Annotated in this window: 21 protein-coding genes; 2 read left to right on the top strand and 19 right to left on the bottom strand. The window is 48.2% G+C overall.

Annotated elements, in window-relative coordinates; all coding sequences use genetic code 11:
• Positions 1-8: 8 nt before the first annotated feature.
• From BLR97_RS18395 to BLR97_RS18370, 6 genes are all read right to left on the bottom strand, one after another.
• Entirely contained in the window at positions 9-722 is a 714-nt protein-coding gene (locus tag BLR97_RS18395; RefSeq protein WP_244511396.1) for an MlaA family lipoprotein, read from the bottom strand.
• Between the two features lie 110 nt (positions 723-832).
• Positions 833-1,954, bottom strand: a complete 1,122-nt coding sequence (locus BLR97_RS18390; RefSeq protein WP_089708215.1) for a beta-ketoacyl-ACP synthase III — start codon at positions 1,952-1,954, stop codon at positions 833-835.
• A 92-nt stretch (positions 1,955-2,046) separates the two neighbouring features.
• A complete protein-coding gene (gene hrpA / locus BLR97_RS18385) occupies positions 2,047-5,958 on the bottom strand; it encodes an ATP-dependent RNA helicase HrpA (RefSeq protein WP_244511404.1) in 3,912 nt (1,303 codons plus the stop codon).
• Positions 5,959-6,155: 197 nt separating this feature from the next.
• Positions 6,156-7,832, bottom strand: a complete 1,677-nt coding sequence (locus BLR97_RS18380) for an AMP-binding protein (protein ID WP_089708214.1) — start codon at positions 7,830-7,832, stop codon at positions 6,156-6,158.
• Between the two features lie 141 nt (positions 7,833-7,973).
• Positions 7,974-8,759: a class II glutamine amidotransferase gene (locus BLR97_RS18375; protein ID WP_089708212.1), complete on the bottom strand. Its 786-nt coding sequence runs from the start codon at positions 8,757-8,759 to the stop codon at positions 7,974-7,976.
• Positions 8,760-8,778: 19 nt separating this feature from the next.
• The gene (locus BLR97_RS18370) at positions 8,779-9,204 is read right to left on the bottom strand and encodes a hypothetical protein (RefSeq protein ID WP_089708210.1); all 426 of its coding nucleotides are present in this window, start codon (positions 9,202-9,204) and stop codon (positions 8,779-8,781) included.
• A gap of 62 nt (positions 9,205-9,266) precedes the next feature.
• Between BLR97_RS18370 and BLR97_RS18365 the strand changes: the two genes are divergently transcribed.
• Positions 9,267-11,348, top strand: a complete 2,082-nt coding sequence (locus BLR97_RS18365; protein ID WP_089708208.1) for a S9 family peptidase — start codon at positions 9,267-9,269, stop codon at positions 11,346-11,348.
• Between the two features lie 27 nt (positions 11,349-11,375).
• Here BLR97_RS18365 and BLR97_RS18360 read toward each other — a convergent pair whose 3' ends face one another.
• The 3 genes from BLR97_RS18360 to BLR97_RS18350 are packed head-to-tail and all read right to left on the bottom strand — an operon-like array spanning position 11,376 to position 12,739.
• Positions 11,376-11,831 (bottom strand): YcgN family cysteine cluster protein, encoded by a 456-nt coding sequence (locus BLR97_RS18360; RefSeq protein ID WP_089708206.1) that lies wholly within the window; start codon positions 11,829-11,831, stop codon positions 11,376-11,378.
• Between the two features lie 15 nt (positions 11,832-11,846).
• A complete protein-coding gene (locus tag BLR97_RS18355; RefSeq protein ID WP_089708204.1) occupies positions 11,847-12,437 on the bottom strand; it encodes an acyl carrier protein phosphodiesterase in 591 nt (196 codons plus the stop codon).
• Positions 12,434-12,739, bottom strand: a complete 306-nt coding sequence (locus BLR97_RS18350) for a YcgL domain-containing protein (RefSeq protein ID WP_089708202.1) — start codon at positions 12,737-12,739, stop codon at positions 12,434-12,436. Before BLR97_RS18350 ends, BLR97_RS18355 begins: the two co-directional genes overlap by 4 nt.
• 257 nt (positions 12,740-12,996) lie before the next feature.
• Between BLR97_RS18350 and BLR97_RS18345 the strand changes: the two genes are divergently transcribed.
• Positions 12,997-14,040, top strand: coding sequence for a hypothetical protein (locus BLR97_RS18345; RefSeq protein ID WP_089708200.1), 1,044 nt, complete (start codon positions 12,997-12,999; stop codon positions 14,038-14,040).
• Between the two features lie 565 nt (positions 14,041-14,605).
• Here the strand turns inward: BLR97_RS18345 and BLR97_RS18340 are convergent.
• The 10 genes from BLR97_RS18340 to BLR97_RS18295 form a co-directional block, all read right to left on the bottom strand.
• Positions 14,606-15,001: a hypothetical protein gene (locus BLR97_RS18340; protein ID WP_089708199.1), complete on the bottom strand. Its 396-nt coding sequence runs from the start codon at positions 14,999-15,001 to the stop codon at positions 14,606-14,608.
• 16 nt (positions 15,002-15,017) lie between these two features.
• Positions 15,018-16,538: a phage terminase large subunit gene (locus tag BLR97_RS18335; protein WP_089708197.1), complete on the bottom strand. Its 1,521-nt coding sequence runs from the start codon at positions 16,536-16,538 to the stop codon at positions 15,018-15,020.
• A gap of 87 nt (positions 16,539-16,625) precedes the next feature.
• Complete coding sequence (locus BLR97_RS18330) at positions 16,626-17,636, bottom strand: major capsid protein (protein WP_089708195.1); 1,011 nt, start codon at positions 17,634-17,636, stop codon at positions 16,626-16,628.
• A gap of 22 nt (positions 17,637-17,658) precedes the next feature.
• Positions 17,659-17,988 (bottom strand): hypothetical protein, encoded by a 330-nt coding sequence (locus tag BLR97_RS18325; protein ID WP_089708193.1) that lies wholly within the window; start codon positions 17,986-17,988, stop codon positions 17,659-17,661.
• Between the two features lie 20 nt (positions 17,989-18,008).
• Positions 18,009-18,389, bottom strand: a complete 381-nt coding sequence (locus BLR97_RS18320; RefSeq protein ID WP_089708190.1) for a hypothetical protein — start codon at positions 18,387-18,389, stop codon at positions 18,009-18,011.
• Between the two features lie 11 nt (positions 18,390-18,400).
• Entirely contained in the window at positions 18,401-18,739 is a 339-nt protein-coding gene (locus BLR97_RS18315) for a hypothetical protein (protein WP_089708188.1), read from the bottom strand.
• Positions 18,732-20,042 (bottom strand): phage portal protein family protein, encoded by a 1,311-nt coding sequence (locus tag BLR97_RS18310; protein WP_089708186.1) that lies wholly within the window; start codon positions 20,040-20,042, stop codon positions 18,732-18,734. Before BLR97_RS18310 ends, BLR97_RS18315 begins: the two co-directional genes overlap by 8 nt.
• Complete coding sequence (locus tag BLR97_RS18305) at positions 20,042-20,290, bottom strand: hypothetical protein (RefSeq protein ID WP_089708184.1); 249 nt, start codon at positions 20,288-20,290, stop codon at positions 20,042-20,044. Before BLR97_RS18305 ends, BLR97_RS18310 begins: the two co-directional genes overlap by 1 nt.
• Positions 20,291-20,801: 511 nt before the next feature.
• Positions 20,802-21,293, bottom strand: coding sequence for a hypothetical protein (locus tag BLR97_RS18300; protein WP_089708182.1), 492 nt, complete (start codon positions 21,291-21,293; stop codon positions 20,802-20,804).
• A 64-nt stretch (positions 21,294-21,357) separates the two neighbouring features.
• Positions 21,358-22,824 carry a hypothetical protein gene (locus BLR97_RS18295; protein ID WP_089708181.1) on the bottom strand — a complete coding sequence of 489 codons (1,467 nt, stop codon included), beginning with the start codon at positions 22,822-22,824 and terminating at the stop codon, positions 21,358-21,360.
• Positions 22,825-23,413 lie beyond the last annotated feature (589 nt).

Genomic DNA, 23,413 nt, shown 5'->3' with positions numbered 1-23,413 from the left:
GGCAAGCCTCAGTCGGCGAAATCAGCATCATCTAACTCAAAGTCATCGGCAGAGAATGGATCATCGCCGAGTACACCATCGCTGATTTCAAATTGACGACGCTGAAGATAAGCGTCACGAATAAACCGGTAGCGGTCGCCCTGAATCAATGCTTCCTGATCCAACAAGCCCGCGCGGGTGTCGATAATATTCAGCGCGGTGAGTCCTGCCCGCACCGCATCATCATCAACATAAGTAACGGGGTAAGCCGCCATATCAGCAGGTAACCCGGTGGTATCCCGCAAGGTGCTCGGCCCCAAAAGCGGCAACACTAAATAGCGCGAATCTTGCCAACCCCAGACGGCAAGCGTTTGCCCAAAGTCTTCTTCATCGGCTTCCAAGTTCATTAACGAGGCAATATCGAATAGCCCACCCAACCCCATGGTGGAGTTAACCAAAAAACGCGAAGTGGAGCGCCCGGCATTTGCCGGCTTGCCTTGAAGTAAACTATTAGCCGTGGTGCGTAGCTCGCCCAAATTGCTGAAAAAATTACCCACCCCCAGTTGCAATGGCTCGGGCGTGACGGTGCGGTAACCTTTCGCCACCGGTTTCAGCGCATAGCGGTCGAGCACATCATTGAAGACGAACACCTTGCGGTTGAAGCCTTCCCAGGGATCGTCTAAATCCGGCGCCTGCGAGGTTTGCGAGCCAGTGCTTGCACAACCCGTTAGCACTAACGCCATCACCGCTATCCAGGGTAGTTTCCTCTTTATACTGCGCTGCATCAAGTGACAAAACCCTATCCTGGGCATAGTGCTTTCCTCTTTTTTGCTTGCTGTTTTACGGGGGAAATTCATCGACGCCTAACCACCACACTGCCGGCACTGTAACCCGCGCCAAAGGAACAAATAACGCCAATGTCCCCGGCTACCAGCGACTCACGGTGCAAATGGAAGGCAATGATAGACCCTGCTGAACTGGTGTTCGCGTAGCGGTCGAGAATGATCGGGGCCTGCTCTTCGCTAGGGTCGTAACCCAGCACTTTGCGGGCAATCATGTCATTCATGTGCCGGTTTGCTTGATGCAGCCACAAACGCTTCAAATCGCTGCCCTGCAGTTCAAGCGATGCCAAATGCTGTGAGATCAGCGCGGCCACCATAGGGCACACTTCACGAAATACGCGCCGCCCTTCCTGCACAAATAATTTATCCAAGGCCAGCGGATCGCTATCCGTCACGCGGTTCAAAAATCCGGCATTATTACGAATGGCGTTGGAAAACGAGGTGGCTAACCGAGTACCCAGAATCTCGAAAGACTCGTCGGCGATGGCACAGGAAGCATTTTCAAGCACAACCGCGGTACACGCATCACCGAAAATGAAGTGGCTATCACGATCGGTAAAATTAAGGTGGGCCGAGCAAATTTCAGGGTTCACCACCAGCGCTCGCTTGACGCTACCCGACGCGATGGCGTTGGCCGCGGTTTCGATCGCAAAGGTGGCCGAACTACAGGCCACGTTCATATCAAAACCATACCCGCCTGCGCCGAGCGCGTGCTGTAGTTCAACCGCCACGGCAGGATAGGCGCGCTCCAAATTAGAGCAGGCGACAATCACCAGTTCAATATCGCTGGCGTCCACGTTAGCACTCGTCAGCGCCTCACGCGACGCACTCAGGGCCATATCACACTGAATGGAAGGCTCATCGTTTTGCCGCTGGGGCAGTTTTGGACGCATGCGCGCAGGATCAAGTATACCGTCGGCGTTGAGCACATACCGGCTTTTGATACCCGACGCTTTTTCAATAAATTCGCTACTTGAATGGGCCAGCGGTTCGCGCTCTCCCCGTTCAATCGAGCTGGCATTGCGGGCGTTTTCTTGATCCACCCAGGCGTTAAATGCGGCGACTAACGACGCATTATCGATGGCGTGTTCCGGTGTATAAAGCCCCGTGCCGGTAATCACCACTTGTGTCATGCCAAATCTCCTTTTCACGGCTTGTCGCTTACGCCAACCCGCCGCCAATGCTATTACTGTGTGCGTTTAATGCGCATTTTTCCAGCCTACGCCTAAACGTTAATTATCTCTTGCCAGCGTTTTTCTAAACGTTTTACCGAGACGGGCATGCGCGTGCCTAGCTGCTGGGCAAATAGCGATACGCGTAGCTCTTGTAGCCACCAGCCAAACTCGACGAGCGCCGGGTCTTCAACGCGACCACGACGTTCGTTTTCGCGCCGTGTATCAAACTTTTCTTCCATCGCCTGGACGTCTTGCATCAGCAATTGATCGCGTCCTCGCTCCCGCGCAGCCTTTTCAAGCCGAATCAGCGCGGCTTCGGTGTAACGCGGATATTCAGACAGCCACTCCCCCGCCTGGGTAATAAAACCGGGGTACACCAGGCGTTGCATTTGCGCCTTCACATCGCTGTACACCAGCGCCAACGCAAAATTGAGCTTGCCTTTTAGCACCTTGCTGACGGCTAAGTGACCTTGCAAAGCGGCCTCTACCTCAACCAATAACTGTTCGGCATGGGGCACTAAATCAGCTTTCACCGCCGCTAAGCGATCGGTTAAATCGGCTGCCGAACGGGGCAACGGCGCTTGCGCCACCGTTTGGGTAAAAACGGCCACCAGCACATCATCGATTAAGGCTTGTTTACTCCCCACATTAGTAAACAGCAGGGCGCATTTTTCCAGCGCCGGCAGCGCTTTAATCGCTTTAACTTGGCTTGGGCACTGCTGCATGGCTAAACGGGCCACGCCCATTTGGTGGGCCGCCTGCGCTTTTGCCGCGTGATCAAACAGCGTTACCTTAAACGTATCGGCTTCGTTAACCAAGGCGGGGTAAGCTTCCACCCGAATGCCGGCCTGAGTGGTCACGCGAGAATCGGGTAACGGTTCATCGGGTAACCCCGATAATGCCGGGGCCTCACTCACCTGATTGGCGAGCGCTTGGGCACCTGCTTTCGCCGCCGCTTCAAACTGCGCTTCCAGTTCGCGCAGCGAACGCCCTTGGCCCAATAACTCACCCGCATGGTCAACGACGCGAATATTCATCACCAGGTGCGCAGGCAGTGTATCAAGACGCCAGTCGTCAGGATGTACGCGCGTGCCCGTCCGCTGACGAATAAACTCGCCCAGTGCCTCGGTTAACGGCCGCTGATCAGGTACTAATGATCCCAGCGCTGCATCCACCCAGTCGGGAATCGGCACGACTTGCCGCCGAATGCTCTTGGGTAAAGCCTTCATCAAGGCGATACATTTTTCGCGCAGCAAGCCCGGCACCAACCATTCCAGGGCATACTCCGGTAGCTGAGGCAACATCGCGGCGGGAACGGTCAACGTTACGCCGTCATCCTTTGCGTCCGGGTCGAAATGATAACTCAATGGGTAGGCCACGCCTGCCAGGGTCAAATGGTCAGGGTACTGCGCCTGGGTAACGTCTGCGGCATCACGGGCCTTGAGCGCCTCAATATCAAACTTGAGCAGCGCCGGATCCTGCTGCTCGGCCTGCTTACGCCAGTGCTCGAAGCCTTTGCCATTCACAATCTCGGCCGGCAGGCGTTCGTCGTAAAACGCAAATAAGCTGTCTTCGTCGACTAGAATGTCACGCCGACGGGCTCGATCCTCCAGCGACTCGACTTCTTCAATCAGCGCCCGATTATGGGCAAAAAACGCGCCCTTGGTGTGAAATTCACCCTCTACTAACCCTCGGCGAATAAACAACTCGCGCGCTTCTGCAGGAGCGATGGGGCCGTAATGCACGCGTCGACGGTTGACGATGGGCAACCCAAACAAGGTCACCTGCTCGAACGCCACGACCTGGGCACGCTTCATTTCCCAGTGAGGCTCGCTGTAGCTGCGCTTGACCAGATGCGAAGCCAGCGGCTCAATCCATTGCGGATCAATCCTGGCCACGGTACGGGCGAACAGCTTGGAGGTTTCCACTAGCTCAAACGCCATCAGCCACTTGGGCGTTTTTTTCGCCAACCCAGAACCTGGGTGGATCATGAATTTACGGTTACGCGCCCCCAGGTATTCGCGGTTTTCCAACAGCGTTCCCAAGTTAGATAACAGTCCGGCTAACAAGGCCTTGTGCAATGTTCCTGACGTTTTGCGACGCGTCTGACGGGCCTGCTCTTCGTTTTCATCCGCAGGGGCTGGCGTCGGCGCAGGCACCTCGATATCCATATCCCGCAGCAGTTGGCGCAGTTGACGAAACGTATCGTGCCACTCGCGCACCCGCAGGTAATTAATGTAGTGATCGCGACACCAGCGACGCAACTGATTGCCCGACAGCGATTCGCGGGCGTTATCAATACCGTGCCACAGGTTTAAAAGGGCCACGAAGTCGGAATCGGGGTCGTGCCAACGCTGATGAGCCTGATCCGCAGCCTGACGTTTGTCCGCCGGGCGGTCGCGGGGATCTTGTATCGCCAGCGCAGAGACCACCACCAGCACATCGCGTAAGCTGCCCTGCTCGGCACCGGCCAGCACCATACGCGCCAGCCGCGGATCAATGGGCAATCGTGCAAGCTTGCGGCCCAGCGACGTTATTCGCTGACGTTCGTCGACGGCGCTCAGCTCAAAGAGCAGCCGGAAACCATCTTTGACGAAGCGGCTATCCGGCGGGTCGACAAACGGGAAATCTTCAATATCGCCAAGCTTGAGCGCCAGCATGGATAAAATAACCGACGCTAGGTTGGTGCGCTGAATTTCAGGGTCGGTAAACGCCGGACGCGCTAGGAAATCGTCCTCGCCGTATAACCGAATACACACGCCTTCGGCAATACGTCCGCAGCGTCCCTTCCGCTGATTGGCACTCGCCTGGCTGACCGGCTCCACCGGCAAGCGCTGAATTTTTGACCGGTAACTATAACGGCTGATGCGAACCAGTCCTGGGTCAATCACATAACGGATGCCGGGCACGGTCAACGAGGTTTCGGCGACGTTGGTGGCCAAGACGATGCGCCGTCCGCGGTGCGACGAGAACACGCGATTTTGTTCGGCATTGGAAAGCCGCGCATACAGGGGGAGCACTTCGCAGCCACGCAGCTCGGCGCGGCGCAGGGTATCGGAGGTTTCACGAATTTCCCGCTCGCCGGGCAAAAATACCAGCACATCGCGCGGGCCATGCTGCCAGCCTTTTTCACGCTCCAACGCCTCGATTTCTTCGACGGCGTGGAGGATCCCTTCTTGCAGCGTGCGGTCTTCTTCGTCTTCACCGTCGCGCACCAGCGGCTGGTAATGCACTTCCACAGGGTAGGTTCGCCCGGTCACTTCTACCACCGGCGCGGGCGTTTGGGCGGTGCCGAAATGTTTGGCAAAGCGCTCTACGTCGATGGTCGCCGAGGTGATAATAACCGATAGATCCGGGCGCTTGGGTAGCAAGCGTTTAAGGTAGCCGAGCAAGAAGTCGATATTCAGGCTACGCTCGTGGGCCTCGTCAATAATGATGGTGTCGTAGCGCAGCAATAGTGGGTCATGCTGGGTCTCAGCCAGCAAAATCCCGTCGGTCATTAGCTTGACCAGGGTGTTCTCGTTGCTTTGGTCGGTAAAGCGAACCTGATAACCCACCTGCTCGCCCAGCGGCACCGCCAACTCTTCGGCAAGCCGACTCGCGACACTGCGCGCGGCAAGCCGACGGGGCTGGGTGTGACCAATCAAACCACGCCGACCACGACCCAACTCCAAGCACATCTTGGGTAACTGAGTGGTTTTACCGGAACCGGTTTCCCCGGCCACCACGACCACCTGATGATCGCGCAACGCTGCAAGAATATCCTCACGGCGCTCGACCACCGGCAATTCGGGCGGATAGTTCCAGTTAAGCGACTGATTCTCTCGTTGAGAAAGCACTTGCTGCGCCCGGGCCATCTCGGTTTCCAGTTCATCCAAACCGCGATCAATCGGCTTGCCCTCTTTCAGGCGGCGCGATAACCCCGACAACCGGCGCTCAAAGCGCTGGGCATCGCGGCGCATCACATTGGCTACCGCAGACGTTAGCGTCTTGAGGCGTTGAGCGTCAGAGGTTGATGCAAGCGGCGTATCGTTGGTCACAATATGTCCAGATCCTATTAGCACTGTCAGGGTGGCACGTATAAAAAATCTGCCCGCTCATCAGAGCGGGCAGACCATTGTAACGCGTTCACTTGCCACACGCATAAATCACGCTGCCCTCACGAGGCAGCGGTGTGGTTATCCTCGTCACGGAGCTGACGGCGAAGCACTTTACCCACGTTGGTTTTGGGGAGCTCATCGCGAAACTCAATGACCTTGGGCACTTTGTAGCCGGTGAGTTCACTTTTGCACCAGCGACGAAGCGTTTCGGCATCCAGGTCGGGATTTTTGCTGACCACAAACAGCTTAATCGCCTCACCCGCCGCCTCATCGGCAATACCCACCGCCGCAGACTCCACTACGTCAGGGTGCGCGGCGACCACGTCCTCCACCTCGTTAGGATAAACGTTAAACCCGGACACCAGAATCATGTCTTTTTTACGATCCACAATGCGGATATAGCCATCGTCTTGAAGCACGGCAATATCGCCGGTGTGGAACCAGCCATCAGCATCAATGGAGTTACGCGTCTCTTCTTCGCGCTGCCAGTAACCCTTCATGACCTGGGGCCCTTGCACGCACAGTTCGCCTGGCTCGCCCAGCGGCTGGTCTTGGCCGTCGGCATTCACCACTTTAACCGCGGTGCCCGCCACAGGTTTACCGATAGTGCCTAACTGAATGGCATCGGTCGGGTTAAAGCTGACAATCGGCGAGGTTTCCGTTAACCCGTAGCCCTCGGCAATTGGGCAACCCGTGACCTCCTCCCAGCGCTTCGCCGAGGTTTTGGTCAATGCCATCCCGCCTGAAATGGTTAGGTGCAACTTTGAAAAATCGAGCTGCTTGAAGTCATCGCGGTTGCACAGCGCATTAAACAACGTATTGAGACCAATGAAGGCGGTAAACGGCAGGCCTTTCAATGATTTGATAAAGCCATCCAAATCACGTGGATTGGTGATCAATACCGAATGGTTGCCGGTCTCCATCAAAAACAGACAATTCACGGTAAAGGTGTAGATGTGATAGACGGGCAACGGCGCAATCACTAACTCGTTACCGTCGGTGAGGTTGCCGCCGATGGCTTCTCTGGCCTGCAACATATTGGCAACGAGATTTCGATGGGTAAGCATGGCCCCTTTGGGCATACCGGTCGTTCCCCCGGTATATTGAAGCGCGGCCAAGTCGTCTTGCTCGCGGGTGACATCGCGATGACTCAACGCCGCGCCTTTATTTAACGTATCGCGCAGGCTTACCGCTTGGGGCAGTGAATAGCGGGGAACCATTTTCTTGACGTATTTCACCACGCTGTTGATCAACAACCGCTTGGGGAAGTCGTGTAAGTCGGCAAGCTCGGTCACCACGACATGCTTAATGTCGGTTTTATCCAACACACGCTCAAGCTTGTCCGCCATGTTGGCCAGGATCACAATCGCCTTGGCGTTGGCATCTTTAAATTGATGGGCCATTTCGCGTTCGGTATACAGCGGGTTGGTGTTTACCACGACCAAGCCCGCTCGCAGCGCGCCAAATACCGTAACGGGGAACTGCAGTACGTTGGGCAGCTGTATGGCGATCCGGTCGCCAGGAACTAGATCGGTTTCGTGCTGCAACCAAGCGGCGAAGTTGGATGATAGCCGGTCAAGGTCAGTAAAACTGAGCGTCTTGCCCATGCAGCTAAACGCCGGCTTATCCTTAAAACGCTCAACCGCTGCATGAAAAACGTCGGTAACGGCACCGTACTGCTCTAACCCTTCAAGCGCGGGGCCGCGAAGAATAGGGGCATCAGCTTGCTCGCTCATGGTCAATCTCCAGTTTCCATGTCGATGTCGTCACCGACCTTGTTGTTGTCGAGTCGCGAAGAACGCAACGATATACGACGCGCCCACTACTGTAAAACGATCGATTGAAACTTACGTTTCAACTTTAGCCCTAGTCACCACTTAGGCTTGGCTCAAGCAGCGCGCCTGAATGCGTCCGTCACGCCACACCAGCAGCTCCCCCGGCTGCATGCGCTGCCACTGTTCGTTATGGGTTAACGGCTCGGTGGCAATCACCGACACCACATCGTTAGGCGTGGTGTGTTCGGCGAAGTTCACCGTTAACTCGGCGTCGGACAGTTCCGCCTCACCAAAAGGGGCCGCGCGGGTAATGTGCGCTAACTTTGTTGAACAGTAGGTATAGAGATAGGTGCCGTCTGAGAGCAGTAAATTAAACACGCCTAATCCGCGTAATTGCTCACACAGGCCGTGTAGGGTGTGCCACAACGACGCTGGCGCTTCCGGCGGCGTGGGAAATGCCGTTCTAAGCTCACTCATTAACCAGCAAAAGGCGTGCTCGCTATCCGTGGTGCCTACCGGCGTGTAGAAACCCAACGGCAATGACTGCCAGTCGCTGAGCTGACCATTATGCGCATAGCACCATGGCCGCCCCCACATTTCTCGAGTGAACGGATGGGTATTGGCCAAGCCAATGCTACCCACATTGGCTTGGCGTATATGACTGATTACCACGCGGGACTTGATCGGATAATCACAAATTAGCCGTGCGATGGGTGAATCGACCGACGGATGCGGATCGCGAAATTCCCGGTAACCACCTTCTTCATAGAAGGCAATACCCCAGCCGTCGCGATGAGGCCCTGTTCCACCCCCGCGGTGCAAAAAACCCGCAAAGCTAAAACAAATATCGGTCGGCACATTGGCGCTCATCCCCAACAGCTCACACATCTCCGCGCTCCTGTTGAGACTAGCCGATCACCGGTTCACGGCGACGCGCGTCATCGGGATCGTCAGCTGGATAGTCTTCTTCCACGGGTGCAGCATCAGCCTTGTCGCGACCGCGCCACCACAGTGCCACACCGACCAAACTGCCTAACACCATGCCCAACACCAAACAGATCAGACCGTTACGTAGCGCACCGCCGTTGCTCTCTAAAAATCCCACAGCCGCTACCATGGCCGAAGGAGCCCACCCGGAATAAAACTCGCCTTCTTCTATCAGCGGCAAACGAAACGGCGCGGGTGCCCACATCGCTCCGGCAATACACCATGTCACCACCAGGCGCGCTGGCCGGGGCAAAAAGGCAAACGCGAAGTACACCGCCACTAGTGCCACCAGCGACAAACCGTAATAACTTAACCACAACAGTGACATTGAATCTGCAAACAGCATAATACTCCTTATGAGGGTGACCCCACCCAACGTAGATTTTCCGTTATGGTACCTATCAATTTATGAAAGCACAGCCAACCATGCACAACGACCACCCCGTCACCGACTATTATCGCGCGGATGACCCACAATGGCACTGGTTGGAGCAGCGTGACTGCACCGATGTCAGCGGTTTTTTGACGGCAGCCAACCGGCAACATGCCGCATGGTTCAAACCGTTAGAACCGCTTGCCGACGCTCTTTATGACGGCCATTTACGCCGCCGCGAACTGGCGGTAACCAGTCTTGCGACAACGCTCGACCACTTTACGTTCTGGAGCGAAACCGCTGCCGACGCGGAATACCCTTGCTGGTGGCGTCATCGCAACGGGCAGCGCGACACTCGTGAATGTATTTTAGACGTCACCGCCCGCGCCGCTGAGCAAGCTTTCTACGAAATGGGCGATATGGCGCTATCTCCCGATGAGCAGTGGCTCGCCTGGACCGAAGATACCCAAGGCGACGAACGCTTTCGCCTATGGTTAAAGCGCCTGCCCGACGGTGACCCCGCTCCATTGCTAAACGACATCGGCCCCAGCGTTTGTTGGGCTGAAGACCAAACGCCCGAGGCAGCGTCACTGCTATTTACCCGCTTTGACGATACCCAGCGTCCGGACAGCATATGGTGTTTACCCATCGTCCTTGGCCAAGTGCCACACTCTCAGTCAGCCACGTTGTTGCTACGTGAGGACGACTCGGAATTCTGGTTGGGCATGGGTAAAACCCGCTCCCGCGAGTGGCTGGTGCTTGAAAGCGCTTCTAAAGACACCAGCGAAGTCCACGTGGTTCCGGCGCAAACACCTATGGCGACACCACGCTGCCTTCAGCCCCGCCAAGCAGGGGTTGAGTATACGATAGACCACCGCCCCGGCGTATTTTATCGTCTACACAATCAAGCCAGCACCCACTTCCAACTGGACTATATAGCCATTGAGGCTCTAGACAGCGACACTCCCGCTTGGCAGCCGCTCGTGGCGGCACGGGAGGACGCCACGCTTGAGGGCGTGGATGCCTTCGCCTGGGGGTTAATGCTTGGGGAACGCGACCACAACCAAGCTCAGGTACGGTTGCGTCAGTTGGAATTGGACACGCACCACCAGGTGACCCACGACGCCTACCTCGACCAGCCGGAGCCTCTCTGCTCGCAATTGCTTGAAGATGCTCCGCACTTTGATACGCGCGTGCTGCGTTTACGCGAAGAGTCGTTTACCCGCCCACCTAGCTGGTACGACTTAGCATTAGCCACCGGCGAACGCACGCTGCTCAAAAGCGTACCGGTATATGGCAGCTTAGCGCCTGAACAGCTGGTCAGCCGCCGGCTTTGGGCCACCAGCGCCGATGGTGAACGCGTACCCGTATCCATCGTGATGCGTCGCGACCTCGCCGACCAGCCGCTGCCCACCCTGCTGTATGGTTACGGCGCCTACGGTGAGCCACTGGATCCGTGGTTTTCCATTGCCCGTTTGGAATTGCTTGAGCGGGGTGTCGCTTTCGCGGTGGCGCATGTGCGCGGCGGTGGGGAACGCGGCGAGCCTTGGTATTTAAACGGCAAAATGGCGCATAAAGAACACAGTTTTGACGATTTTCTCGCCGCGCGCGACGCCCTCGCCGACCAGGGAGTTAGCGACCCGCAACGGATTGTCGCCTGCGGGGCCAGCGCAGGAGGACTATTGGTCGGCACCTGCATAAACCGTGCGCCTCAGGCGTTTTGCGCTGCCGTCCTGGAGGTTCCGTTCCTGGATGTATTACGCACCATGCAGAACCCATCATTACCACTAACGACTGCCGAATACACTGAATGGGGTAACCCCGCCCACCCAGAGGTGGCCGATCGCATTGCGCGTTATTCCCCCGTCGATAACATTACCGCACAGCACTACCCTGCCTTGTGGCTCGAAGGCAGCTGGTTTGATACACGGGTAAGCTACTGGGAACCGGCGAAATATTACGCCCGCGTTAGCCAACAGCAACAGGGTACAGCCCCCGTGTTGCTGCATACCGACATGAGTAGCGGCCACGGGGGCGCATCCGGGCGTTTTAAAGCGTGGCGGGACGCGGCCCGGCAAGATGCGTTCATCCTCTGGGCACTCGGGCTGGCTGATTAGATTAACCAGATAGCCATGGACGGCAGGTTACATCGGCAACACGGCGATAATGTGGGATTCCAACTGTTGCTCGGGAACGTCGTCTTGGGAGACGGCATAGCCACGCACACTGACGCCTTTACGGTGAACACACTCAGCATCGTTGCTCAGCAGCGGATGCCACCCGGCCAGTTTGCGGCCTTCGGCCACGCGCCGATAGCCGCAGGTGGCCGGTAGCCAGGTAAACTCCCTGACTAGGGCCGGCGTCAGTTGCGTACAGTCGGGCACATACGCAAAGCGATTTTCATAATCGCTGCATTGGCAAGTATGCGTATCCAATAGCCGACAGGCGACATTAAGTACGGCGAGTTCCTGGGTTTCCTCATCATGCAGCTTTAACAGGCAGCACTGGCCACAGCCATCGCAAAGCGCTTCCCACTCGGCAGAGGTTAATTCTTCAAGCGTATAACGCTCCCAAAAGCGTTCACGCAGCGCGCTTGTCATTGGATCACCTTCAACTTACTGGTCGTGTGCATTGGGAAAATGGCGTTTACTATCCAAGGCGTCGCAAAGCGCGGGCCAAAGCGCATCAAAGTCGTCCTTTAATTGAGCGTAATCCTCGTGCAGCCATGGAACAAGTTCCGCTAGCCGGTTGGGCCCTGAAAGCCGCCTGCCGACGCCAGCGATGGCCCGGCAAGTAAAGTCAAAATCGGCATAGCCGCGCAGCCAGTCGTGGGCGACTAAGGGCTCCGCCATCGCCGCGAGGCGGTTTGGCGCTGAACGTTCACTGAGTAGCCGATAACAGCGCTCGATCAATACCTGTTGCTGATGATCGGCGTGGTATTCGAGGGAGAGAAAGTGATCCCAAACAATATCCAAGGCAATGCCAACAACGCGTCGCTGTGCTGCAGGCGCGCGACGCAACACCGCTTTGACACGCGGGTGGCCATCGACCCAGGCGTCCACACGGCGGTGATGACGAATACCTAGTGCCGTAGCATCGGGCCAAGCCGAGAGATCGCGACCCTTAACACCATCAGCAATCAGATTGCCGTAAAGAAAGTCATCGCTACCGTCGCGGGCAAGCCACCCATGAGCAAGAAAATTCATTCGCCAGTCGGGTGTTGTGACCGCTGCTGGGCCAGGTGTTCCGTCAACAAATGAGGCTCATCGCCAGGCGGCATTTGTAAATAAAAGCCCTGGGAGGCAATCGCCTCAACCACCTCGGCGGCATTGGCACGCGCCAGTTTTTTATCCGCCGTTAAGATCATGGTTAATACCGGCTGGGGTTTTCCAAACGATCCGAGTAATGCCTCGGGGACGCTTTCCAGCCCCTGACGCTTATCAACGTAGAGATACATTTCATCTTTACGCGTGCTTTTGAAAATTTCACACAGCAGTTTATCGCTCACTCTGCCTGCGCCTCCAGCGCGGTAACTAACCTACTGATTTAAAAAAGAACTAATCAGTTCTGCTATGAACATTTTAACACAGCCATTCCTAATGGTCTTGCGTAAAATAATTGCGAGGAAGGCTCGTTTTACTTAATTTGTATCACCGAAATGTATCACCAAATGGAGCACCAGCAGAAACAACATCCAAAGTCTTCTTTACTTAACAAGAAACGTTTTGCTACCTTACAAAGGTCATAAACAAGTAAGGGAAGATCATGTTGAAAAGATACGGTTCAATTGCATTCACAGGGATAACTTTACTCTTCAGCAGCGTTACTCATTCGAGCGAACAATTACCAGAGAACTTTTCAGAATATGAATGGCTGGTGGATGGTGCTAGAGAAGTTATAAACAAAGAAGTTGAGTTCGCACCAGTAACGTCTTGCTTTGACTTAAATAGAAACTTTGCAGGCCAAACTACAAGTAGCATTCAGAAAGAAAGAGCTTGGGAAGATTATGAAGGAAAGGTTATTCCTCTAACTGGAATAGTAGAAGAAGTTAGAAGCATACCAATGTCAGACGATTACTTAGCATTTTTCAAATGCACCAACTCAGAATCTTTCATTGTAGATTTCCAAGTAACCATACCTGGCGAAATGGAAGACTATGCTTTTGATTTAACCCCAGGTGATAGAAAAGAAGTATTCGTGAGGCTTGATGATTATGGCGAAATGATGGGCGTGTCAACAAGCATTGATAGTTTTAACATTGATAAGGGCAATGGTGAAAATTGCTTTGCATATCTAAATCACATTGACAGAGCAACAGGCAACTATGGTTATGAATGCTATAATGCAGAACAGATGAGTGGCTTTACCGTTTTAAACAGCGAAAATGGGGCATCACAGATTTATGGAACAATAAGGTTAGGTGAAGAGAACAGCGCTAGCATTATTGCTCAACATGAGAGTCAAGACTTTTATACGATGATTTTAGATGACAGATTAAAACCATCAATTTATTTTTCAGCGAACGAAGAACAATGCCAACTTCAAAATATAACATCTGAAGAAAAGCAAGAGTGGATTAGGGAAAACATAAAAGGAATGAAAGATCGATTAATAAGCGTAGAAGACGAAGAGAACATTAATGAATGGTACATTAAAAAACAAGAACTGATAAGCTCTTTAAACAATGAAGATTATACATGTGAGCAAAAGCAAGCATTAAGATTAGCTATATTCTCACTATATAATACTGCATTTGAAGAAGAAGGCTTAGAAACTATAAGAGAAAGGGCAACAAAGCTTGAAGAGTGAAAGTTGAGAGGGATATGAGGGGCTGTCCCACACTAAGCCCCCTATCAATTGACATTCCCATGATCCTGTTCAATACTTGACATATTTCATAAACCAGTATCTAAAAAAGCGTTGAAACAAAGAGAGCCGAGTTCGTAGAAGCTTGTTTATGTTAAATAAGAATTCAACGATATCAATAACACTAGAAATGCATATATTAAATTAATAGTCAATGGGAAATTCTTATAAATACTGGAGAAAAACACCATTGTATTTTGTTATTAAATTGCTAAACCTAATAGCAATTATTTATTAAAAAGGTGGGAATGTTAATGGTACAAACCCGCAAGAATACTGAACAACTAAATATTAAAGATTATAACAACTATCTAAAACTATGCTGGCAAGTATTGCTTACAAGTATGCTAGATTATTGCCAAAAGATCAGGAATTGATAATTGATAACCCATGCCATATTTCGAATATTACTATGGTACTACACACCTTTTTAATGGTTATATTACCAATGGATACCAATCTATTTTTAGTTAAATGCACACCCCTAAAACACTAAACAACTCCTTTGTTAAATCACAGGTGGTGTAATATCAGGCTCTGTTCCTGAAGCAAACTTTACAGCAAGCATCTTTAAATGTTTCGGGCCTTTCCCAGGTGTTGTATAGTCCATATTTCCTTTAACTTGATAGAAAGCACTATCATAGTAGAAAACAATTTCTGAGTCATCTGGTGGATTTTCAGGAAAGCTTAGTTCACCTCTCAAATATAGCTTCTTATACCCTTCTGTATAATAGGTAGTAGATTCGCCAAAGGTCAGCATCTCCCCATCTTTAAAAGGCTGTAGATTAACCTTCCTTATAAGTGGATCAGTGTAGCCCTCTTCCCAACGGCCAGTATCAGGATCGCGGAATCCATAAGAAGCATAGAAAGCAACAGGTGTACGATAGAATGAACGATTAGGCATGATATTATATCCTTTGTTAGTTTAAGACTGTTTTTCCAAAAAGATTGTTAAGCCTTGGATTATTACGTGAAACTTTAATGGTAGGTATTAAACGACCTGTAGTAAGCACTGAATAAGCTTGAGAAAGAGTGTCCATTATGTCGTCATGCCAACCATTGTTTTTACCATCACCTAAGAAGTTCTCAAGTTCTGAGTAGTTGGCAGCAGAGAAAGCACCTTTAACAACATGAACACGACCTTCTTGGGCGGCAATAATAAAGTTCTCTGCCATCTTCATCTTGGCCTTACGCGCTTTATGAATTATAGGCTTAGAGCCTTGAGCAAGAAGTTTAGAACGTTTTGTTTCGGCTACTTCCTTACCTGCACCGCCAGAATCCTGAGTTATGATGGTATAAGCATCGTATTTAGAATCTTCCCGTGCAGTCTTCATAACAAGGTTGTCAACAAGTGCTGAACGATCACGAATAGACTTCATATCAAGAATAAAAAAGTTTCCAGTATCACGGTCATAGCTACAGAGTGTACCCCTTGTAAAATCTGGATTCCCTCCTTGCTTATCTGATTTAGAAGGATCAACAGGCGTGGCTGCTAAATCCCAACTTCTAACTGTAGGGAGACTAAAAGGAACTTCATTCAATTCAATCTCTTTAAAGTCTTCTCTTTTCACATATCCCGCAGCATTTTCAGACGCTAAAAAGTTACCATCCAGAAGCCTAGCCCTTTCAACAGGTTTAAGGTTCTCCAATTTGAACAAGTATTCAGGCTGGTCTTTAATTATTGCAGGATTATCGTAAACAGTAGCGGTATAATAGATGAAAGAATAAGCAGCCTTTGCAGCATTTTCACCGTATTTATCTTCTATGTCTTTACGAGAGTCATAAAACTCATATTCACCGTTTACCTGAATTAGATACTTTGTCTTATTACAATTCTCAAGGTCTGGAAAACCATCATCTTTGATATACCCCGCCTTAATAATTAACTGACAAAGTGGTGAATTTCTATCAGGGTTAAAGGTCATGCGCAACTGCTTTGTCTTAGAACCTTTACCACGTAGGCGACTTGTTATGTACCATATATCATCCCAAGAATTTATCTGTGAAGCTTCCTCAATGATAGCGGCTGATAGTTGCATACCCTGATAATCTTTCTGGTTATTCTTTAGAAAGTGGCATTTAATAAATGACTTATTAGGGAACCGCCACTGATTATTGATCTGATTAGAAGACACTCCAACATGATCAAACATTCGAGAACCTTCTTCCCAAAGGCTACCGGGACTTTTAAGCTGTACCAGTGATTCCCTAGCTAATAGTGCGTTGTACCCAGGCTGTTCAATACAATCAATCATCAGCTTTAGAAGCGAACAATGTGATTTACCTGAAGCACTGCCGCCACCGTATGCAATAATTGCGTTTTCATCATCGTTAATAAACAATTCATGCTGTTTACTCAATGGTGCAAAGATTTCAATATCGTCAAATAATATTTCTTGGTCAATATGAAAGGTAAAATCCCTCTCCTTTTTCTTAGCCATTTTTATTAACCCCTTTAGTTATTTTCAGGCATAAAAAAAGGCCAGCCAGCGATTGCCAGCCAGCCCTTCTATAAAAGATTTTATATTTTAAGCGGTAAAATCAACCTTAATAGTGCTTCCTACGCTCTCAAGAATAGGTAGGCTATTTGTTTCAGATTCAACATTAACAAAGCGGTCACGCTCATCACGAACAGTACGGCTAAAGGCCCGCTGACCACCACCAGAAAGCCCTTGCAGCGTGTTCTGAGGGCCAAAGAAGTGTTTACCGACCTGAGCACGGGGAACCATCAAACCTTCAGCAGAAGGTAGAATCTGGTCTTGAGAACCATCAGGCTTGGCGAAGGAATCGTTATAGTTAATGATGGTGGTGCCACCAAAAGTAAATGCTTGATAACCTGCACCAATGCTACCCAATTCATTCATCAAAGGGTTTGCACCTTGCCAGCTATTCATCTGCATAGCGCGTTCAAAGTCATCATTTGCCAGTAGCCATTCATACAAGTCATCACCAGCAAACAGAATGAAACCTTGAGCACGGCCACCGACCAAACCAGCTTTAGAAGCGTTCTGCATTTCGCGGAATTGCTTCAAAGTATCCCCATAGTTGGTATAGCTAAGGGTTTTAGTGCCCTGAGAAACACCAAGCTCACTAGCAAGGTCATAAGTACCGAAGTTATCGGTTACAAGCTGAGCATTGAACAGCATCTTAGCTTGCTGATATTCGTGGTGGTAGTCGATCATGTCACTATGGTCGCCAAGGTGCTCTGCAAGGGCATTAGCAACAGACTTTTCTGACTCGCTATCGAATGCTCGAACACCTGCTAGCTGGTCACGAGTAATGGTACTTTCTAGCGGATAGTGGGGGATTTTAAGAACGTGCTGGTCAAAAGGCTTATCATCAACAGTATTCTTATCAGCAGTAGAACGTAGTTTATCGTTAAGAACCTTCAGCGCCCCTTCACTAACATCAAATGTAATATAATCACTTGCAACGTTACGGGTACGGAAAAAGTTCATGGAGCCAATTAGACCAGGGTTAGTAGGCACCTTAGAAATGGCTTCAGTACGATCAACGATTTTATCGTTATCAATCAACATAAATATTAATCCTTATAGTTATTTATTTGTTTACTGCAACAATACCTTTTTCTTCAAGCAAGGCATCAATATCGGCAGCGACAGAAGTGTTATAATTAAGTTTCTGAGCATCAACAGTTGTAGGATTGCCACGAACCATAACGCGAACATTACCTTGGGAACCGTCTGTATCTTCAGCTAGAATTCCTAACACTTCAGCAGAAGTATCAGTAACTTTGGCATCAGAAGTTTCAAGAACATCACCAGCAACGCCAGAAACAGTAACGTTCAATGCATCAAACATCACATCATAATCATCAGAATGTACCAGAAAGCTATCGCCTTTAGCACTTACCGTATTAATTTTAGTCATTAAATTTACCTCTTTTAGTTTTATTCACCATATCGGCTTTCGAGAATTTCCATCAGGTAGTCTTTACCACCTTCTTCATCTTCAGTATTATCTGAAGTCTTTTCAGGATCATCATTAGGGTTTGAATCCTGATTAAAATAACCCTGTTGTTCATTGATATTATTAAGCTCTTTTTCTTTAGCTTGGATTAACTCTACAACTTCTTTAAACTCAGGATGCCCGTCATAAAGTTTACGGAACGTAGGAAGCATTTCTTCAACCAAGTCTTCACTGTATAAAAAACCCTTCAAGGTTTTTCTTAATTCGGCTTCTGAAATGGTAATTTCATTAACTTTCTCAGAACCAACGTTACTTTTAGGTGCAGGTTGTTTTGCTTTTTTTAGTTTTTCAAAAATTCCCATAATCAACCTCTTCAATTAAATACTTTATCAATATCATCCCAATTCTTACGTGAAGGATGTAAGATAATTGGAATGGCTGTGTAAGCCTTAGCATTGCGTTTATTGATAAGTGACTTTAAACGGTCTTCAAGCTGGTCTACACTTGCCCTTGATTCAGCAGCATCACCAATACGCCACCGTTCAGGCTGTAGTGCAATGTTATTGATAATTGCTTCAAGGGCTACTATTGAAGTTTCAAGAACATTATTACCATTCTCTTGGAGGAGAAAGCTAATTACAGTGTCATCTAGAAAGTATTCTTCAGTATCTGTATCACCAATGTTTAAACGTACTTGTTCTATATTATCCACTATTAGCACCCTCCCCTGTTTGTTGCCGTGCTATATTCATAAGACCTGATACTTCTCCTCCAGCGGTATTAACAGGAGCACCGATCTTCTCAATGATCCATTGATTAAGCTCCCCTGTAGGCTCTACAAGGCCAGACATACCAACTGCTTTTATTCCTTCAACGAATTCTTCAAAAGTGGGTTGCTGCATTTCTTCCCATTGAATAGAAGGAAGTCGTTCATCTGTAAGATCATTTAATTCAAAAGCAAGTCTGACACCTTTCATAAACTCGCTAGCGATAGTGTCCTGTACGGAACTCAGGAACGTATTTAGAAGAACACTCTTGGTACTAGATAGCCCATAGGAACCGCTCGATTCACCATCTTGACCAAGGCTTAGCACAGCGCTTTGAAGGCTCATAAAGATTTCACGGTTACATCGGGCAATACTATCCTCAATTTCAAAGCCACCTCTATCAGTACCCTTGATAGGTTCTACGTTGAATAGCTTGGCATTCGCTTCTGTCGTGTCGCTAGGTAATGCAACAAAGCTTGATCGTCCTGCCCCCATCAACTCAGCTTGCTTTATTAAATTATCTACAAGAACTGCTTGGTCACTAGCAGGGTCTGTAAAAAAGGAATTCAAATAATCCGATGGAACTTCAATTTTCATTACACCTGAAAGACTCTTAGAGGCACCTACAAGGTTCAATTCTCGGTACGTAGTTTTTTCTTTCCATGTTGAATAGGCACCTCTTAAAAGTGATTTTCCAAGTGGGTTATCATTATCTGCTTGAAATGAGAAAACCAAGACTTTAGCACCAGCAATTTCAGTTGGGGCTTTAACAACATCTTGAATAAGACCATCGTTATTAGGTGGTGTAAGCTTTAACTTTTTCAGCTCACCACGATCATAAACAAACTTATTAATGCTCTGAAGGCTGATAGGACTAAAGCTTTTAAAAACTTGAAAACCACGCTTACGTTCAAATGTCACTTCTTGCAAGCTTGTACCGTATTCAATAAGACTAAGCACGTTATTCATAAACCGATTGAATGAATATGGCTTGAGGTCTTCAAGAGACTTATTAAGAGCGCCTACAACATCTTTTTCTTTCTGTGTTGAGCGACCATGGGGTTTTAATTGAAACTTACGATTCAAAACAGATTTAATAAAACTGGTCGAGCCTGCAATCACTGAATCTTCCAGCATTGAACGGTATGTTTGGAATTGGTTATCAACACGTAGATCAACCTTTCCTTGATACTGAATACTATTATGTATTTCTACTGGATATGAATATTGTTTATTAAAGTTAGTCATTATTTAACCTTTTTCTTTAAATTGTTTTCTATCTTAACCAGCCAACGTTCAAAAACCATAGTGAAAGCTCCCCCATAACCTGTATATTTCTGCCCATGCTTAAATATATAATAAAGATCGTCGGGATGATTATCTAACATGTAACGCAAGTAAGCGCTGAACTCCTCACCAACAGGATCAGTAAGAATTCTGTTTTTAAATATATGGGCTGGAATATCGTTAACAGTTATGTAAGGATTATTTTTCATCAAGATTTTCCTTTCCAAGCCTGCGCGCAATTCACACAGCAACTATTGCAGGTATAACGTATAGTCTTTTTCTGTTTACAGTGCTTACAGAAACCACCAATATAAAAGCGAATGCCAATACGTTTGCTATCACTTCTCGTTATATAAATTGAATCGTTTGCGGTCTTTGAGGTAGGCATAATTTTCTCCGTTGTTATATTCTGATTTTGTTGCACAGCAACTATCCTGATAAGTTCTTAGAAAGGTGCCCCACGCTAGGAGATAAGCGCTTTAATAGGGCACAACCTACCCCACCGCGCCGTAAACGATGAGATTCTTAAAGGCTTTAAAAAGCCTATCAGGATAGTTACTGTGTTCTTAGCTTAGGTGCCTGCTAGTAAATCCAAAGGAAGGAAAGGGGAAGATTTACCAGCAGAGCTTAAGAGGTGGGGCTTAACAGTTGGAGGGCTGTTAAACCCCTTACAAATGCACACCTGGCTTAATAGAGTGCACACTCGCAAACAGGTTATTATTAATCAAATTCATCTACTTCTATAAAATATTGAGATAGAGTAATATCAAACTTTGAAGCTTCAGATAAATCTTGATATAAGCGATACTCCTTTAATGCTTCCTCTTTAGTAATACGCTCACTATCGCGCCAGCCATATATTGGATTAATATATATCTTGATGTAATGTGGTTTTATATCTTCGCCATAAGCATTGTTCCGCGAGACATAACGAAGATATTCTTTTTTATCAAGGTTCCTAAAGAATCTAATTAAGTTACCAGAATCATCAATTCCCAAAAGCTTAGATAGCTCTCCACGGGATTTGTACAGAACATTCTCATAATCAATTAGATTTACTATCATTTCCAACTTCTTTTTATCTTTCTTATTAAACTTGACAGGTTGACCATAAATATCCCTATAGTCTTTTGCTACTTGATAAATTGCCTCAACATTGTTTTCCACCTTCTCCCTAGATGTTGTATTTTTATGTTCTTGTATTTTTCTCATAACACTCCCCTGTATATTGTGGTTTGTCTACTTTAATAACCACTGCCTATACAGGGGCTATTTCTCAAGCTATCTTTTTCAGTTTCCTTTTCAGGTTTGGCCCACCATGCTCAAGGTAATCATGAAAACTAAAACACTCACCGCCTGGATTCTTTTGTATCCATTGTTTAAAGTTCTGCATCTTTTTTCTACGGGTCTTGGGATCAATCTCGATGACATCCTTTGAGGATTCATCAAGACTGCCTTGTTCTACTTGTCGTTTTATCCCTGCAAGCCAGCTCTGTACCATCTTTCTCATTCTTGGGCATAAAATCACTGCAATCATATCCTTGCCGCTGTCTTGATCTCTGATACAACCTCTAAACAGCCATTGAATGATGCTGGAAAGCTCCCAATCATCACCAGGCATAGAACTACCCTTTTGAGCAAAGTAGCTTTGGACACCCGGCATAATATGCTTAGATACTCCGTAAACCATTAACCTACAATGCTTATAGTCATTCGTTCCTAGCGTTGTATGACTTAGGAAGTTGACCGGAACCACATTTCCTGTCTTATCTTTCTTCTGATATTTACCAATAGACAATGTCTTTAAATACTTCTGCATGTCTTCACCATCTGCAAATTTGAAGGTGGTGTACAAAACTTCTTCTAACGGAATATCATAATCTCTCATTGCTTGCTTAACGTATCCATTAAATAAATTTTTAATTTTTTCAGCATTATCGTTCCAGCCACGTTGTGAAAGCTTGTATTCGTCAATAGAATATTCATCAGGAATAACGAGATGTTCTGAAATATATTTATATACGTCTAACACTCTTTCTTGATTTAATGGTAACACCTCCCATTTTATTCCATTTACTTTTAGGAAATTGGCCATAATACTTGAAGTCCAGCGATAAGTAAGAACCAGTACACGGTCGAAACACTCTAAAAAATCCATTGATAGCTCCATAATCACATAGCGACCATCAAGGAAATAAAGCATTCCCGTCTCACAAAGATTTTTTAAATACTCATGATGCCGATAACTTCCTTCTTTACCTTCAAACTCTAATGTGTTATTCCAAGTTACTAAACCTGTAGTTTCATTTACAACAATGTACCCATTCTCAACATCTGCTTTAAGTTCTTTAATAGTTATCTTTGAAGAACTCACAGGTTTTACGAGATCAATAGTTTCATCTAACACCAACATCTTTTCACCACGGAACATTGGACGCTTTTTTATACTTCTAATTTGCTCATCAGACAGTTTATCGAACATAGCATGAGTCGTAACAACTGAACCTGTACGCTCTTTAAGATTTATCAGAAGATTGCTATTTTTAGACCCTTTAACATTTGATGGTTCAATAAGCTGATTCCAATCGGGAAGAAAACTATTACATTCATTTTTATAACGATTCACCTCCTCAAGGTATGGAAGAACAACAAAATAAAAATTATCTGTTTCAGATTGTATTGTCTTAATAGCGCTTACAGACTTGCCATATGACATGATTGCTGATTGTACCTGTACTTTCATAAATCCCCTTTCTCCTTTTTATGAACGTAATTATTTCCACCAGTGATTTAAGATCACAGTGTTTAATTGGTTCGTAGCTAATAAGCTGCTTATTGAAAAGTGTTCAGTTTTTCCTTAGAGAGAACCCCTTAAGAAATTTCTAAACACCCTGAGAAGACGTAGAAAAATCCGGAATTAGCCTGAGAGCTATCCGGTTAATGGTTTTCAATATTTATTACTTACTTTTCCTGTTCCTCTACTTTCAGTATAAACATGGAATTGACATTATCCCCCCTCATTCATCAGGGTGCCGAATGCGGGGTTTAAACCGAGTGGCTGCCGGTTCCGATCCACTTCAACGTCATCGAGTCGTTTGATCGCCGCTAGCCTATTCCCCATCTGACTTACATAATGGTTATCTATAACTTATAGGCATTAATGTCGATCGTCGGCGCAGCCGTGGCCGCCGGCCGCCGTGGTGGTCGCCTTTCTTGATGCGTGCTTTGTGGTGTTGTCGGGTATCAGGCCAGAACCGTCAGCCTCGGCATTCCCTTCAGCAAGGTGGGCCACCATTTGTCGGCGGCATCGCCGAGATGCACGGTAATCCGAC

It is taken from the genome of Vreelandella arcis (assembly GCF_900103865.1).
GTDB lineage: Bacteria > Pseudomonadota > Gammaproteobacteria > Pseudomonadales > Halomonadaceae > Vreelandella > Vreelandella arcis.
This window is presented reverse-complemented; position numbering and strand designations above follow the sequence as displayed.

What these genes read in the sequence shown, in the direction of transcription:
- BLR97_RS18335 (WP_089708197.1), bottom strand. Translation starts at nt 16,538, where the DNA reads ATGGCTAAGAAAAAGGAGAGGGATTTTACCTTTCATATTGACCAAGAA.
- BLR97_RS18390 (WP_089708215.1), bottom strand. Translation starts at nt 1,954, where the DNA reads ATGACACAAGTGGTGATTACCGGCACGGGGCTTTATACACCGGAACAC.
- BLR97_RS18370 (WP_089708210.1), bottom strand. Translation starts at nt 9,204, where the DNA reads ATGCTGTTTGCAGATTCAATGTCACTGTTGTGGTTAAGTTATTACGGT.
- BLR97_RS18360 (WP_089708206.1), bottom strand. Translation starts at nt 11,831, where the DNA reads ATGACAAGCGCGCTGCGTGAACGCTTTTGGGAGCGTTATACGCTTGAA.
- hrpA (WP_244511404.1), bottom strand. Translation starts at nt 5,958, where the DNA reads ATGCGCCGCGATGCCCAGCGCTTTGAGCGCCGGTTGTCGGGGTTATCG.
- BLR97_RS18325 (WP_089708193.1), bottom strand. Translation starts at nt 17,988, where the DNA reads ATGACTAAAATTAATACGGTAAGTGCTAAAGGCGATAGCTTTCTGGTA.
- BLR97_RS18310 (WP_089708186.1), bottom strand. Translation starts at nt 20,042, where the DNA reads ATGACTAACTTTAATAAACAATATTCATATCCAGTAGAAATACATAAT.
- BLR97_RS18355 (WP_089708204.1), bottom strand. Translation starts at nt 12,437, where the DNA reads ATGAATTTTCTTGCTCATGGGTGGCTTGCCCGCGACGGTAGCGATGAC.
- BLR97_RS18345 (WP_089708200.1), top strand. Translation starts at nt 12,997, where the DNA reads ATGTTGAAAAGATACGGTTCAATTGCATTCACAGGGATAACTTTACTC.
- BLR97_RS18320 (WP_089708190.1), bottom strand. Translation starts at nt 18,389, where the DNA reads ATGGGAATTTTTGAAAAACTAAAAAAAGCAAAACAACCTGCACCTAAA.
- BLR97_RS18300 (WP_089708182.1), bottom strand. Translation starts at nt 21,293, where the DNA reads ATGAGAAAAATACAAGAACATAAAAATACAACATCTAGGGAGAAGGTG.
- BLR97_RS18375 (WP_089708212.1), bottom strand. Translation starts at nt 8,759, where the DNA reads ATGTGTGAGCTGTTGGGGATGAGCGCCAATGTGCCGACCGATATTTGT.
- BLR97_RS18305 (WP_089708184.1), bottom strand. Translation starts at nt 20,290, where the DNA reads ATGAAAAATAATCCTTACATAACTGTTAACGATATTCCAGCCCATATA.
- BLR97_RS18365 (WP_089708208.1), top strand. Translation starts at nt 9,267, where the DNA reads ATGAAAGCACAGCCAACCATGCACAACGACCACCCCGTCACCGACTAT.
- BLR97_RS18380 (WP_089708214.1), bottom strand. Translation starts at nt 7,832, where the DNA reads ATGAGCGAGCAAGCTGATGCCCCTATTCTTCGCGGCCCCGCGCTTGAA.
- BLR97_RS18330 (WP_089708195.1), bottom strand. Translation starts at nt 17,636, where the DNA reads ATGTTGATTGATAACGATAAAATCGTTGATCGTACTGAAGCCATTTCT.
- BLR97_RS18340 (WP_089708199.1), bottom strand. Translation starts at nt 15,001, where the DNA reads ATGCCTAATCGTTCATTCTATCGTACACCTGTTGCTTTCTATGCTTCT.
- BLR97_RS18395 (WP_244511396.1), bottom strand. Translation starts at nt 722, where the DNA reads ATGGCGTTAGTGCTAACGGGTTGTGCAAGCACTGGCTCGCAAACCTCG.
- BLR97_RS18295 (WP_089708181.1), bottom strand. Translation starts at nt 22,824, where the DNA reads ATGAAAGTACAGGTACAATCAGCAATCATGTCATATGGCAAGTCTGTA.